The sequence below is a fragment of the Janthinobacterium sp. SUN026 genome (assembly GCF_030397625.1).
Taxonomy (GTDB): domain Bacteria; phylum Pseudomonadota; class Gammaproteobacteria; order Burkholderiales; family Burkholderiaceae_D; genus Janthinobacterium; species Janthinobacterium kumbetense.
The window spans coordinates 2,074,043-2,089,077 of record NZ_JAPQNU010000001.1 but is presented as its reverse complement, the minus strand read 5'-3'; the positions used below and the strand labels follow the sequence as shown (position 1 = coordinate 2,089,077).

Sequence of the window (15,035 nt, the reverse complement as noted above, 5' to 3'; positions counted from 1 at the left end):
TCTTGCACTTTTCTTGCCGCCGTGAACTCCAATTCACTGACGGCATGAGCGAAGCATATAATATTTTTTAGAAAAAAGCGAACGTTCGCTCTTTTTATGAAACGGCGTTGTTTTTCCTGCGCATACGACCTTCTACAGTGCCAATGCAGGGGCTGGCAGCGGTATCAGAAAGCGCTGATGCATCAGCGACAGCATCTGTTCCGCCGGCACGGGGCGCGAGATGAAATAGCCCTGTACTTCATTGCATTGCAGGGCGCGCAGGATGTCGAGCTGCTCGCGCGTCTCCACCCCTTCGGCCACCACGCTCATGCCCAGCGCATGCGCCATCGACAGGATGGCGCGCACGAACACTTCGCCCTGCTCCGAGCGGCCCAGCTCCATGGTGAAGGCGCGGTCGATCTTCAAGCCATCCATGGCGAACTTCTGCAGCTGCGACAGCGAAGAATAGCCGGTGCCGAAATCGTCGACCAGCAGGCGCACGCCCAGCGCGCGGATGGCGGACAACTGCTCCACGGCGCGGTTCTGTTCATCCATCATGGCCGATTCCGTGATTTCCACCTCGATCAGGCGCGCATCGATGCGGTGGCGGGTCAGCGCGGACGCCAGCACCTGGTGCACGTCGCCGCGGCCGAACTGGCGCGCCGAGACGTTGATGGAGACTGGCACCAGTTCCAGTCCGCTGGCTTGCCAGCGCGCCATCTGCAGGCACACCTTTTCGATGACGACTTCGCCCAGCTGGGAAATCAGGCCGCTGCTCTCGGCCACGGGGATGAATTCCAGCGGCGGCACCATGCCGTGCTGCGGATGGTGCCAGCGCACCAGCGCCTCCATGCTGCACAGCTGCCCGCTCATGGCGTCGACCCTCGGCTGGTAGACGACGAGGAACTGATCCTGCTCCAGCGCCGCCACCAAGCTTTGCTCCAGTTCGCGGCGGTTGCGGATGGTTTCGAACAATTCCGGCTGGAAAAAACGGTGATGGCCCTTGCCCGCCACTTTCACGGCATACATGGCGATGTCGGCGTTCTTCAGCAGCACTTCCGTCTCGGCCCCATCGCGCGGATACAGGCTGATGCCGATCGAGGCGCCCATCTTGTGGCGTTCGCTGCCCAGGTAAAACGGCTCGTCGAAGGCGATGGCGATGCGCTGCGCCACCTGCTCGGCGCGGCTGTCGTCCTCCACCGGGTCGAGCACGACGACGAATTCGTCGCCGCCCAGGCGCACCACGTGGTCGCCCGGGCGCAGCACGGCCTTCAGGCGCAAGGAGGCGGCGCGCAGCACCTTGTCGCCCTCCGCGTGGCCCTGCGTGTCGTTGATATCCTTGAAGCCGTCCAGGTCGATGAACAGCAGCGCCAGCATGTGCCGCGCGATGGCGGCGCGGCCCAGGGCACCGGGCAGGAATTGCTGCAGCCAGTAGCGGTTGGGCAAGCCCGTCAAGCCGTCTTCATTGGCCAGGCGGCGCAAGTCGCGCTCGTGCTCCTTGGCCGTGCTGATGTCTTGCAGGGTGACGGCCAGGCGGTCGCCGCTGCGCACCAGGCGCCGGCGTATCCAGCGCAGCTTGAAGGGGTTGCCTTCCGGCAACTCGATCTCTTCCTCGGAAAAGCCGGAGACCATGGCGGCCCGGTAATTATGGATCAAGTCGCGGAAATACGGCTCGTGGGCGCGCGACTGCAGGCGCATGCCCAGCAACTGTTCGCGGCGCACGCCGAAGTAGCCGGCGCCCGGCTCGTTGCAGTCGACGATCTCGAAGTCGAGGATGCTGCCATCCGCGCCGCGCAGGGCGGCGATGATATAAAAGCCGTCGCTCGTGCCCTCGGTGGCCATGCGGTAGGCGTTGCGCACGCCTTCGGACTGGTGGTGGCGCCACGCCAGGCGCAGCGACAGCACGGTGGCGACGGCGGCAAAGGCCAGCAGCAGCACGGTGACGGCCAGGGCGATGCCGAGATAAATCGTGCGCGTTTCCTCGTAGGGATGCAGCATTTCGCCGTCCGACAGTCCGACCACGGCCGTAAACGGATAGGCTTTCAGCGCCTGCCAGCCCACATAGCGATTTTGCTTGTCGGAAAAAGCTATCCTGCCGCCCGAATGCAGGGCGCCGCTCTCCGCTTCCAGGAAGCTGGTGTCGAGAAACGGCGTGCCCTGGCCGCTCTGGGTCGGCAGCACGCGCGAACCCAGGCGCGTGCTGAACAGCTCGCCCTCTTCGCCCACCATGGCCGACATGCCGAACTTGCCAAAATTGACACTGTTATAGAATTCGGAAAAATAGCTGGAATGGATGGAAATGAGCAGCACGCCGTCGAAGTTGCCATCCTCGTCTTCCAGCCGGCGCGTGAAATGCACGAGGCTTTCGCCGGCGCCCGGTGCTGACGGGGCCGCCTCGCTGGCCCTCCCCAGCGCGATGCGCAGCGCGCTGGAATTGCTGCGCCAGTGGCGCAACAGGAAATCGCTGCGCTCGTTGACGCGCAGGCGCTGCAGCGGCGCCGTGGCCGTCACGGGATGGCCTTTGCGGTCGAGGATGGCGACGATGGCAAATTGCGGCAAGGCATACATGCCCTGCGTCTTCAATTGATCGAGGCGCAGCTGGCCGCGCGAGTTTTCCCATTCATACTTGAGCTGCAAGGTCAGCTGGTCCATCTGCTCCAGCGTGCGCAGCAGATACTGGCCATATGCTTTCGACAAGGAAGACACGCTGTCGAGCGCCTGCTGCTGCGCCACCTTCTTTTCCGCTTCCAGCTGCAGCAAGGTGGCCGTCCACAATACCGCGCACAGGATCAGGCCCAGCAAGGGCCAGGCCAGGATCAGGCGCAGGTTAGCCTTGAGAAAATCGGCCCTGCTCATCTCCACCACGGCGGCGTTATTATTATTTACAAATTGTCGCAAGAACATGGTGCAGCATCTGCCGTTTCTATGTATTTCTTCAAGGACACACAAATTACCACAGAGTCATGTTTGCAGGTAAGACGGCAGCGTAATTATGTGCGTGGGCCGCGGCCCGCCTGTCGCGCCTGCGTTACAATCACCATCCTTACCGTTGGAGAAATACATGCAGCAATATCAAGATTTGATCAAGACCGTGCTCGAAACGGGCAGCTGGCAAGACAACCGCACGGGCATCCGCACCCTGAGCGTGCCGGGCGCCATGATGCGTTTCGACTTGGCCAACGGCAACTTCCCTGCCGTGACAACCAAGAAACTGGCTTTCAAATCCGTGATCGGCGAATTGTGCGCCTTCCTGCGCGCCTCGCGCAACGCGGCCGAGTTCCGCGCCCTGGGCTGCAAGGTCTGGGACCAGAACGCCAATGAAAACGCGCAATGGCTGGCCAACCCCTACCGCGAAGGCGAGGATGACCTGGGCCCCGTGTACGGCGTGCAATGGCGCCAATGGCCCGCATATAAGCTGCTCGACGCCGACCAGCCCGCACAGATCGCCGATGCGCAAGCGAACGGCTTTACCTTGGTCGCCCCCATCGTCGAGGGCGGCGTGCAAAAAGTGCTGCTGTACAAGGCCGTCGACCAGTTGCGCGAGTGCCTGGACACCATCATGAGCAACCCGGGCAGCCGGCGCATCCTGTTCCACGGCTGGAACCCGGCCGTGCTGGACGCCGTCGCCCTGCCCGCCTGCCATTTGCTGTACCAGTTCATCCCGAACGCCAGCACGCGCGAAATTTCGCTGTGTTTATATGTACGCAGCAACGATATCGGCCTGGGCACGCCGTTCAACATCGCCGAAGGCGCGGCCCTGCTGCACCTGGTGGCACGCCTGACGGGCTACACGCCGCGCTGGTTCACCTACTTCATCGGCGACGCGCACATCTATGAAAACCACCTCGACATGGTGGAAGAACAATTGAAGCGCACGCCGTTCCCGGCGCCCCGTTTCGTCATTTCCGAGCGCGTGCCCGACTACGCGAAGACGGGCAAGTACGAGCCGGAATGGCTGGAAAAGATCGAACCGTCGGATTTCTCGCTGGAAGGCTATGAACACCACGCGCCCATCAAGGCGGCGATGGCCGTCTGATGGCGGTCGCACCGCTGGCAGCCCTGCACCGCAAGCTGTTTGACGAAACGGATGGCAGCAAGTTCGCCCGGCTGAAAGAGCGGCTGCTGAAAAAGCATGCCGCGGACGACAGGCTGGCCGTGCTCGACATCCTGACGGCGTATGCGCGCGATGGACAACTGCTGCACTGGCGCACCTTTTTGATGACGGATATCGTGCATCTGGTGGAAGGCAGTCAACATGCGGCCTTTTTCGCCTGGGCACTGGAGCAGCCCGCACTGGCGTACTGGGGCGTCGATGGCTTGCTGAAAAGTATAGGCGTGGACGCGTATGCGCCCCTGGTGACGCTGGCAGCGTCTGGCGCCACCAGGCTGGAAGTGCGCGCCAAGGCGATCAAGAGCCTGGCCGTGTTCAGCCGCCAGCCGTTTGACCAGGACTTGCCGTCCGATCCCGGCCACTGGAAGGCAGAGCAGCTGCGACTAAGCGCCGTGCTGGACTGGCAAGCGGACGGCTACCCTGACGGTGCAGGCTACAAGGCGCCCGCCAAGCATGAGACGCTGGCCAAGCCGCGGTCGCGCCTGCAAGTAGCAGCCGCCTTCCTGGAGCGGAAACTGGCGCTGCGGCGCCAGCGCGAGCAAGACCTGGCGCAACCGTCGAACTGGCTGACCATGGCCAGCGCCAAGGACATGGCCGAGATCGACGCGCAATGGGTCTTGCCGGAAATCTACCGCCATTTCCTGCAATTCTATTCGCCGCTGCGCGTGCATGTCGACGGCAAGCGCTTCCCGCAGGGCCTGCATCTGTACGGCGCGGCGGAGCTGGTGGAGGCCCAGCACGGCTACGCCGTCCATGCCGTGCATCATCACAACATCGCGAGCTGGCAGTCGAAGCTCGTGGTGATTGCCGATGCGGGCGGCGACCCGTACTGCGTACACCTGGAAGAAAGAAGCATCGACGGCGACTTGCCCGTGTACCGCGCCAGACATGGCGCAGGCGAATGGCGCTTCGAGCTCCATATGGACGATTTCATCGACTTCCTGCACGAAATCGCGTGGGCGGCCTAGCCTGCTTCGCCGCCCGGGCCGCCCGGGCCGGGGCCGGGTCCACCTGGCCCCCGTCCGCCCGGCGGACCGAAGCGCGGCTCCCGTTCGCCCTCCTTGGCCGCCGACGTGGCGCCGCCCAGGCGGTACGACAAGCCCACATAAATCATGCGGCCGTCAAAGCGGCGCGTGCTCGTTTCGCGCAGCGAGGCGCTGTTGATGACGGTTTCCATCTTGTTGCTGCTGAACACATCGGTCACATTCATGACCAGGCTCAATTGCGGCGTCACCGTGTGGCGTAAACTGAGGTTCAGCGTGTTGTTCGGCGAGCGGTAGCCCTGTCCCGACAGCATCTTGCCCTGCATTTGCAGGGCCAGTTGCAGCTGGTTATCCGCATTGATCTGGTAATTGAGGCGCGCGCGGCCGCTCAGTGCGTTGGCCGTGCGCGTGCTGCGGTTGCCCAGGTCGTCGGAACTCGTCTGCTGGCTGCGCGCCAGGTTGCCGCTCGTGTTCAGGGTCAGGGACGGCGTCAGCTTGCCGCTGACGCTGAATTCCAGGCCGCTCGAATGGCTGCCTTCACCGTTTTCCCGCGTAGTCAGCAGCACATTGTCGCTAATAAAATAGCGGTAATCGACGATGGCGTCCGTGTCGCGCCGGTGGTAGGCGCGCAAGCTGCTTTCCAGGCCCGCGATCTTCGTTTCATAGCCAATCTCGAAGGAATCCGTCTGCGTGGGTTTCAGCTTCGGGTTGCCGGCCGACACATTGAACTCGTCGCGGTAGACCACGTAGGGGTTCAAATCGCCCGCATTCGGGCGGCGGATGCGGTGCGCGTAGCTGAAGCGCAAATTGCTCTCGTCGCTGACTTTATAGGTGGCGAACAGGCTGGGAATATAGTTGACGTAATTGTTGCCAGCCTCAACGCCACTGGTGATCTGGCGCACGTTCAAGTCCGTGTATTCGGCGCGCAAGCCGGCCAGCGCGCCCCAGCGTTCACTCAGGCGCATCTGGTAAGAGCCGTACAGCGCGATGGTGCGCTCGTCGAGCTCGAAACGGTTGCTGCGCATGGGATTGACGGTCTCGGCCAGGCTGGCGGGATTGATGTCCGTATATAAAGTGTCGAAACTGCTCTTGTTGTCGGCCACCTTGTAGCCCAGCTTGGCCCTGCCGCCCGCCAGCGGACGCTCGTAGTCGCCGCTGAAGTCGACGATGCGGTTGCCCGTCTCGCTGTGCTGGCGTGCGCGGCTGTCAAACGCGTTGACGGGCGCGATCGCATAGGCATTCGCGTAATCGCTGTCGCTCTCGTTAGTGGACGACGACACGCGCAAGTCGATTTTCAGGATTTCGCCAGGCAACTCGCCCTTGTGGTCGTAGCGCCCGCCCCAGCTGTAGTTGCGGCTGTCGCCGTTGCGCACGGTGCTGCGCACATAGTCGCCGATGGTGCTGCCCGTGCTGTCGCCGTTGATGTACCGGTCCAGCGAGCGCTGGTCGTTGCTGCGCCCGTTGTACGACACGCTGGCGGCCAGGGTGTCGTTCGCATTCAGGTTGTAATTGACGGTGCCGTGCAAGCCCAGCGAATCGTTCAAGCCATTGTTCGTGGAGCTCTGGCTGCTGGGGGCAAAGGCGCCCGTGCCGCGGTCCAGGCGTTCGCGGCTGACCTCGCCCACGGAATTGCGGCCGTCATGGCGCACATTGATGCCGCCCTGGTAGCCCCATGGCCCTTCATTGTAGGTGCCGGAGACAGAGCTGTTGTAGCGCCCGGCGATGCCCGCATTCGCGTTGACGGTGGCAAAGCCGCCCGGCTTGCGGTTGCGCCGCATCACCAGGTTCAGGATCGGGCCGCCACCGGCTTCGTTGCCAAACTGGGCGCCGGGATTGTTGATCACTTCCACGGATTCGATATCGTCGGCCGCCATGGCGTTCAACGTAGCGCCGCGCGAATCGCCCTGCAGCATGGCCGACGGCTTGCCATCGATCAATATCTGCACATTGCTGCTGCCGCGCAAGGACACGGAACCGTCGGGGTCGACGGCCACCGAAGGCACATTGTTCAAGGCATCGGCCGCCGTGCCGTTGGTGCTGCCCACGTCGGACTTGACGTCGTAGACTTGCCGGTCGATGCGGCCCGTGGGACGTTCGGCCGTCACGCTGACGGTAGCGGGAGCATCGGCGGCGGGCGCCTTGGCCGGTGCGGGCTTGACGACGGTATCGCCGGTGACGGTTTGCGCCTGGACAGCGGCGCCGGACACGAGCAGGCTGCCGCCCGCCAGGCAGTGAAAGAGGATTTTATGCATTTGCTTAAAAAATAATCGAGACGCTACGGATGAGGCACTACGCCGCAGCGTGAGAGCACATTCTCAAAGCATGCCACGATTGCAAGGAGCAAAGCAAATGCGAACCATTGTTATTTACTTCAATTTACAAATCTCTCGCACTTGTGGTCGCATAGCCTCATCCGATGACCTTGGCGCCACCTTTGCGCTACCTCAACAAGCCCTTGCCGCGCGCCAGTTTCAGCCAACCCGGATATTCCGTCATCAATAAGTCATACAGTTCCGCATCGCTGTGCTCGTCGGGCGAGCTGACGGAAAAGTAATTGGCATTGTCGACCAGGCGGCCCTGCAATTCGTCGAGCTTTTCCAGGAAGGGGAAGTCGGAATCGGCAAAGGCGGCGAGGAACTTGCTTTTCGATTTACGCCCCTTGCCGATGCCCATGAATTGCCAGAAGATCGGCTCATGGCTGGCCCAGCGCAATTGTTTCTCCGTCGTCGCCTGGTCGCTCGTGCCGCCATCGGTGACGAACATCACGTACACGGGCAATTCCGCGGCGACGGGCCGCGTGCGTTCGCCGCCGGCGCCGTCGGGGAAATAAAATGCGCGTATCGCCTGCATGGCGGCGCCATAGCGCGTGTCGCCTTCCAGCGGATGGCGCTGTATGGCCTGGCCCACGTAGGTATTGCAGTTGCTCAAGGCCATGGGCGCCGGATGGTGGACATTCTTGCCGAACAGGAAAACATCGATCTCGCCATCGTCGTCGAACTTGCAGCCCAGGGCCAGGATGCGTTCGGCAAAGCGCTGCACCAGCCCCTCTTTATATAGTCGTCCCATGGAGCCGGAAATATCCAGGCACAAACACACCTTGGCGCGGTGGTCAAGCAAACCCACTTTTTGCAGCGACACGCCCGCCTGCTTGACGAGGCTGACCAGTTGCGGCGCTTCCCGTTCGACCCGTTTTTCCAGGTTGATCTTTGCCTGCATGACGGCTGAAACCGCCGCAGGGGCAGCAGAGGCGGCCTGGTCGACTTCGCCGCCGAAGTGGCGCACCAGCGCGTCCAGTCCGCCATTGAAACCTTGCCCCACGGCCATGCAGCGCCAGCCGCCATCCTTGCGGTAAATTTCCGCCAGCATCACGGCTTTTTCCTGTGCGAAATCACTACCCGCGAAGGCGAAGCGGGCCAGCTCGCGTCCGCCCGCCTGCAGGCGCACATGGCCGGCTTGCAGCTGCGACATCACGCCGCCGCCATCGATGGACGCCGTCACGACGAGGCGGTCTATGCCGGCCGGCAAGCGCGCCAGTTGCAAGGCAAACTCGGCCATGTCGCCGCCGCTGCCGGGGCGCGCTTCCACGCCGCCGCACGGCGTACGCGGCTGGTTGAAAAAGGTCATGTAGCGCTCGTCGGCCAGTTTTCCTGCCGCATCGAGGCCGAAACAGGCCACGTCGAGCGCCAGCCCCTGCGCGGCGACGCCCACCTGCAGCACGCCGTCGGGAACGAGATTGGCCAGCGGCAAGCGCTGTCCCTTGGACAAGGTTTCCATCAGTGCCTCCTAGGCGATATAGCGGCGCGGATTGTCCGCGTTGAAATCATCTTCGTCTTCCTTGTCCTCGCCCTTGAAGACGACGGGACCGTTGAAGGCCAGTTGCAGGCTCTCGCCCTGCCAGCTCAGCCACGGCGTCGCTTCGCTGCCCGGCTCCGACGTCTTGCCGGACGGTTCGAGGATGATACTGTCGGGCGTGATGCGCGCCATGCCGATCACATAGGTGTAGACGGAATCGTCCTCGGCCGCCTTGGACAGGCGGAAGTCGAACGCGCACTCGACGATCTGCTCGCCATATTGCATGACCATCTTCGGCCGCATGGAAGCGACCGACACGGCGCCATTGGCCAGCGCCGAATACACGCTGAAGACGAGGCCCACCGTGCCGCCGTACTGTTGCGCCAGCGCGGGATTGACTTCCACCGTTTCCGTGGCCGGTTCCTTGCCCGATGCGCCCGCCACGTCGCCCAGGTGGCGTACATACGGCATGACGTCGAAGCTGCCCGGCGTATCGGGCGCCTGGATGAAGCGCATCTGGCCGTTCGGCAAGAGGATGCCGACTCTTAAATCGAGGTCGTCGTTATCGTCGTCGCCATCGCCGTTATCGACCCAGGTGGCCTTGACGGTGAGCTTGCCCGGCGCGCCCGCGCCCTTTTGCAGCGACACCTTGTGCGTCTGGCCCGCCTTGGTCAGCGAGATTTTCGACAGGGAAATTTTGGGCGGCGGCACCGGCTCCGCTGCCGCCTGCGCCACTTCGCCGCCGAAATGGGCGACCAGAGCGTCCAGGCCGCCATTGAAACCCTGGCCCACGGCCATGAAGCGCCAGCCGCCGTCCTTGCGGTAGAACTCGCCCAGCATGACGGCTTTTTCTTGCGCAAAATCAGATCCCGCATACGTGTAGCGGGCCAGCTCGCGCCCGCCGTCCTGCAAGCGCAGGTAGCCGCTGCCCAGCTGCGCCATGGTGGCTGCGCCATCGATGGCGGCCGTGACGACGAGGCGCTCGATGGAGGCAGGCAAACGGTCCAGCTGGTAGCTGAAACCGGCCGCATCGCCGGACGGCGCCGCCGCTTCCACGCCGCCGCACGGCGTGCGCGGCTGGTTAAAGAAAGTCATGTAGCGGTCGTCGGACAGCTTGCCGTTGGCGTCGAGGCCGAAACAGGCAAAGTCCAGCCGCACGCCAGCGCTGGCGAGCCCCAGTTGCACGACATTGCCCGTGACGAGGCCGGACAGCGCCAGGCGCTGCCCCTTGATCAGGTTTTCCATGCGATTATTTATTCAGGTGTGGGAGCTTCGGACAACGGCTCAAGGCAAGGCGCGTCGTCCGAAGACAGTACGAATGTACAGTCAGTCCATGGCGGCGCAACGCCGCCATGGACTGCCGTTTTGGGCTCTATACAAAGCTAAAAGAGCTTCGGACAACGGTTCAGGGCAAGGCGCGTCACCGAAGACAGTACGAATAGTACGGCGAGGTGACGCAACGCGGCCATGGGCCGTTTTCCGGAGCTATTAGGCGTTGATGCCGAAGGAACGTGCCAGTGGTCCCAGGCCGCCTTTGAAACCTTGGCCGATGGCCTTGAATTTCCATTCGCTGCCGGCGCGGTAGATTTCGCCGAAGATCATGGCCGCTTCCGTCGAGCCGTCTTCCGACAGGTCGTAGCGGGCGATTTCCGCGCCGTTGTCGCCGTTCAGGCAGCGGATGTAGGCCTTGCCCACCATGCCGAAGTTCTGCTTGCGGTTTTCCGCGTCGTGGATAGTCACGGCGATGGCGATCTTGTCGATGTCGGCGGGCACGCTGGCCAGGTCGACGGCCACTTTCTCGTCGTCGCCGTCGCCGCCGCCGGTCGTGTTGTCGCCCGCGTGGACGATGGAGCCGTCAGCCGACTTCAGGTTGTTATAAAAAATGAAATCGGCATCGGAACGGGCCTTGCCATCCGTTTTCAGCAGGAAGGCGCTGCCGTCCAGGTCAAAAGCGGCGCCATCGGTGGCGCGCGGGTCCCAGCCCAGGCCAATCACGATTTTCTTCAAGCCGGGAGCTTCCTTGCTCAGGTTGACATTGCCGCCTTTTTGCAAACTGATCGCCATGGTAATTCCTCTTTAATGTGGGGGTTGCATTCGGTGTTTCAGGTCACGTCGCCGGCACGCCGGCTTGATGAGCCATGAGCCTACCATAAAGTTCCGGCTTGCCAGCCGCGCACTATTGAAAATAATGCCATACGGAAAAATCGTGCCGCTGTCCCGATGCGCAAAATGACGGATAATGCCGCTCGACAAAAATTTTTCACTCTCATTTTCACCATCAAGCAGGTTTGTCCTTGATCAATATACGACTCGACTGCATTCCTGGCACCCTGTGCGACGCACGCCTGTGGTCGCGCCTGACGCCTGCCCTGGGCGACGCCTTTGAGCTGCGGCACGTACCCCTGCACCAGGCGCGCACGCGCCCGCAGATGCAGCAGATGATCGCCAGCCACAGCGCTCCGCATGCCCATCTGGTGGGCTTTTCGCTGGGCGCCTACCTGGCGCTCGAACACGCGCTGGCGCACCCGCAGCGTGTGAAATCCCTCACTTTGATCGCCAATTCGGCCAAAGGTTTGCTGCCGGCGGAGGTCGAAGCACGCCAGCGCATCGTCGCCATGCTCGAGCGCAATGCCTATACGGGCATCACGCGCCAGCGCCTGCGCGAATTGCTGCACCCATCGCACTTGCAGGACGGCGCCATCACGGGCCTGATCCAGCAGATGGGGCTGGACCTGGGCAAGGAGGTGCTGCTGGCGCAATTTCTCACCACGATAGACCGCCCCGACCTGATGGCGCGCTTGCCGGAACTCGATTTCCCCGTGCTGATCGTGGGTGCCGAAGACGACAAGCTCGTCAATCCCGACGACCTGCGCGCCATGGCCGCCCGCCTGCCGCAAGCCACCTTGCACATACTCAAAGACGATACCGGCCACATGATTCCGCTGGAAGCGCCAGGCGCGCTGGCGCAAGCCATGCGTGCGCATCTGGAGGCTGCCGGCAATTTCAACGATAATGACGGGCATCGGGCATCGCCCCCACCTTTTTCACAGAACCAATGAGCTTACTGACCATCATCGTCGCCACCGACCAGCAAGGCGGCATCGGCATCGACAACACCCTGCCGTGGAAATTGCCGGAAGACCTGGCGCATTTCAAGCGCTTGACGACGGGCCACCCCATCCTGATGGGCCGCAAGACCTTCGATTCCATCGGCCGCCCGCTGCCGAACCGCCGCAACATCGTCATCACGCGCAATCCGGACTGGCGCCATGAAGGCGTGGAAGCGGCGCCGTCGCTGGAAGCGGCCATCGCCCTGCTGGACGGCGCCGAAGGCTACGTCATCGGCGGCGCCGACATCTATAAGCAGTCGTTGGCCCTGGCGCAGCGCCTGATCATCACGGAAATCGGCCAGACGTTTGACTGCGACGCGTTTTTCCCCGCCGTAGATCATGCCGTGTGGCAAGAAACCGCGCGCGAAGCGCATGTTTCGGAGAAATCCGGCCTGCCTTACGCCTTTGTCACCTTGCAACGCAAAGCCTGATAAGGTTGATGTTGATTAACAGAATGTTGCTGTAATACCCCTGTCACACCGTTGCGTCACGCTAGCGCAAGCTTGTGGCGCTTTGGGGCGATATTTTTTTCCCGCAGAGGCCGCATTTCTGCGAGAATCCCGTTCTTATTTTTTTTATGCGGCTGCCGGGTTGCACTACCGCCTGACCGTCGCGCCCTAGTCCGCCCCTTCACATCTGTCAGGGGCGGCTTGCTTTTTTGGAGACATGCATGAAATTTCGTTTCCCCATCGTCATCATTGACGAGGATTTCCGTTCTGAAAATACGTCCGGCCTGGGCATTCGCGCCCTTGCCGCCGCAATGGAAAAAGAAGGCATGGAAGTGCTGGGCGTGACCAGCTACGGCGATTTGTCGCAATTTGCCCAGCAGCAATCGCGCGCGTCAGCCTTCGTGCTGTCGATCGACGATGAAGAATTCGGCGCCGGTTCCATCGAGGAAACCGATCACGCCTTGAAGTCGCTGCGCGCCTTCGTCGAGGAAATCCGCTACAAGAACGCCGACATCCCTATTTACCTGTACGGCGAAACGCGCACCTCGCGCCATATTCCCAACGATATCCTGCGCGAACTGCATGGTTTCATCCACATGTTCGAAGATACGCCGGAATTCGTCGCGCGCCACATCATCCGCGAAGCGAAATCCTACCTGGATGGCCTGTCGCCGCCGTTCTTCCGCGCGCTGGTGCACTACGCCAACGACGGTTCCTACTCGTGGCATTGCCCCGGCCACTCGGGCGGCGTGGCCTTCCTGAAGTCGCCGATCGGCCAGATGTTCCACCAGTTCTTCGGTGAAAATATGCTGCGCGCCGACGTCTGCAACGCCGTCGAGGAACTGGGCCAGCTGCTCGACCATACGGGCCCCGTCGCCGCGTCCGAACGCAATGCGGCGCGCATCTTCAATGCCGACCATTGCTATTTCGTCACGAACGGCACCTCGACCTCGAACAAGATGGTGTGGCATTCGACCGTGGCGCCAGGCGACATCGTCGTCGTCGACCGCAATTGCCACAAGTCAATCTTGCATTCGATCATCATGTGCGGCGCCATTCCCGTGTTCCTGATGCCGACGCGCAATCACCTGGGCATCATCGGCCCTATCCCGCTGCACGAATTCACGCCGGAAAGCATTGCCCGCAAGATCGAAGCGAATCCGTTCGCGCGCGAAGCGAAGAACAAGAAGCCGCGCATCCTGACCATCACGCAATCGACCTACGATGGCGTGATCTACAACGTGGAAACCCTGCGCGAAATGCTGGACGGCAAGATCGACACCCTGCACTTCGATGAAGCGTGGCTGCCGCACGCCACCTTCCACGATTTCTACAAGAATATGCACGCCATCGGCAAGGACCGTCCGCGCGCCAAGGAATCGATGATCTTCTCGACCCAGTCCACGCACAAATTGCTGGCCGGCCTGTCGCAGGCCTCGCAAATCCTCGTGCGCGAATCGGACACGGTCAAGCTGGACCAGGACGCCTTCAACGAGGCTTACCTGATGCACACCTCGACCTCGCCGCAGTACTCCATCATCGCCTCGTGCGACGTGGCCGCGGCCATGATGGAAGCGCCGGGCGGCACGGCCCTGGTGGAAGAATCGATCATGGAAGCGCTCGATTTCCGCCGCGCCATGAAAAAGATCGACCAGGAATGGGGCCAGGACTGGTGGTTCCAGGTGTGGGGTCCGGCCAGCTTCAACGACGAAGGCATGGGCCAGCAGGAAGACTGGATGATACGCGCCGAGGATGACTGGCACGGTTTCGGCGACCTCGCTCCCGGCTTCAACATGCTCGACCCGATCAAGGCGACCATCGTCAACCCGGGCCTGTCGCTGGACGGCCAGTTCGGCGACACGGGCATCCCCGCGTCCATCGTCACCAAGTATCTGGCCGAGCACGGCGTCATCATTGAAAAATGCGGCCTGTACTCGTTCTTCATCATGTTTACCATCGGCATCACCAAGGGCCGCTGGAATACCCTGTTGACGGCCTTGCAACAATTCAAGGACGACTACGACAAGAACCAGCCGATGTGGCGCATCCTGCCGGAATTTGCGGCGGCCAACCCACGCTACGAAAAAATGGGCTTGCGCGACCTGTGCCAGCAGATCCACGATTTCTACAAGGCTTACGACGTGGCCCGTTTGACGACGGAAATGTATCTGTCGGACATGATCCCGGCCATGAAGCCGTCGGACGCGTTCGCCAAGATGGCGCACCGCGAAATCGAGCGCGTGGCCATCGACGAACTGGAAGGCCGCATCACGTCCATCCTGCTGACGCCGTACCCGCCGGGCATTCCGCTCTTGATCCCGGGCGAGCGCTTCAACAAGACCATCGTCGACTACCTGCGCTTCGCACGCGACTTCAACGAGCGCTTCCCCGGCTTCGAGACGGATGTGCATGGCCTCGTGAAACGCGAAGTCGATGGCAAACGCGGCTATTTTGTGGACTGTGTGAAATTGGACGACTAGTTACGGCTCATCCAATCTCGCTTGGCGCGCTTTGCGGCCGGCGATGCTCACCGTACCAGAGTACGGTTGCGCTTCTCGGCCACAAATCATTGCCGCTCGCTACGATTGGATGAACCGTCGTGACGTTCGTT

General features: G+C 62.1%; 10 protein-coding genes. 5 read left to right on the top strand and 5 right to left on the bottom strand.

Going from position 1 to position 15,035, the window contains the following annotated elements:
- Positions 1–132 precede the first annotated feature (132 nt).
- On the bottom strand, positions 133–2,835 hold the full coding sequence (locus OX459_RS09530) for an EAL domain-containing protein (protein ID WP_289904773.1): 2,703 nt from the start codon (positions 2,833–2,835) through the stop codon (positions 133–135).
- 205 nt (positions 2,836–3,040) lie between these two features.
- Here OX459_RS09530 and OX459_RS09525 point away from each other — a divergent pair, with 205 nt between their 5' ends.
- Positions 3,041–4,015: a thymidylate synthase gene (locus OX459_RS09525; RefSeq protein ID WP_289904772.1), complete on the top strand. Its 975-nt coding sequence runs from the start codon at positions 3,041–3,043 to the stop codon at positions 4,013–4,015.
- Positions 4,015–5,058, top strand: coding sequence for an SMI1/KNR4 family protein (locus OX459_RS09520; protein ID WP_289904771.1), 1,044 nt, complete (start codon positions 4,015–4,017; stop codon positions 5,056–5,058). The genes OX459_RS09525 and OX459_RS09520 overlap by 1 nt, the downstream gene beginning before the upstream one ends.
- Here OX459_RS09520 and OX459_RS09515 read toward each other — a convergent pair.
- The 4 genes from OX459_RS09515 to OX459_RS09500 form a co-directional block, all read right to left on the bottom strand.
- A complete protein-coding gene (locus OX459_RS09515; RefSeq protein ID WP_289904770.1) occupies positions 5,055–7,325 on the bottom strand; it encodes an outer membrane beta-barrel family protein in 2,271 nt (756 codons plus the stop codon). The genes OX459_RS09520 and OX459_RS09515 overlap by 4 nt on opposite strands.
- Before the next feature lie 187 nt (positions 7,326–7,512).
- Entirely contained in the window at positions 7,513–8,847 is a 1,335-nt protein-coding gene (locus OX459_RS09510) for a VWA domain-containing protein (RefSeq protein WP_289904769.1), read from the bottom strand.
- Positions 8,848–8,856: 9 nt separating this feature from the next.
- Complete coding sequence (locus OX459_RS09505; RefSeq protein ID WP_289904768.1) at positions 8,857–10,110, bottom strand: TerD family protein; 1,254 nt, start codon at positions 10,108–10,110, stop codon at positions 8,857–8,859.
- A gap of 243 nt (positions 10,111–10,353) precedes the next feature.
- Complete coding sequence (locus OX459_RS09500) at positions 10,354–10,929, bottom strand: TerD family protein (protein ID WP_099667617.1); 576 nt, start codon at positions 10,927–10,929, stop codon at positions 10,354–10,356.
- 230 nt (positions 10,930–11,159) lie between these two features.
- Here OX459_RS09500 and OX459_RS09495 point away from each other — a divergent pair, with 230 nt between their 5' ends.
- The 3 genes from OX459_RS09495 (at position 11,160) to OX459_RS09485 (ending at position 14,904) form a co-directional block, all read left to right on the top strand.
- Positions 11,160–11,924 carry an alpha/beta hydrolase gene (locus tag OX459_RS09495; protein WP_289904767.1) on the top strand — a complete coding sequence of 255 codons (765 nt, stop codon included), beginning with the start codon at positions 11,160–11,162 and terminating at the stop codon, positions 11,922–11,924.
- The gene (locus OX459_RS09490) at positions 11,921–12,406 is read left to right on the top strand and encodes a dihydrofolate reductase (protein WP_289904766.1); all 486 of its coding nucleotides are present in this window, start codon (positions 11,921–11,923) and stop codon (positions 12,404–12,406) included. The genes OX459_RS09495 and OX459_RS09490 overlap by 4 nt, the downstream gene beginning before the upstream one ends.
- A 239-nt stretch (positions 12,407–12,645) precedes the next feature.
- Entirely contained in the window at positions 12,646–14,904 is a 2,259-nt protein-coding gene (locus OX459_RS09485; protein WP_034784421.1) for an arginine/lysine/ornithine decarboxylase, read from the top strand.
- The last annotated feature ends 131 nt before the right edge of the window (positions 14,905–15,035 follow it).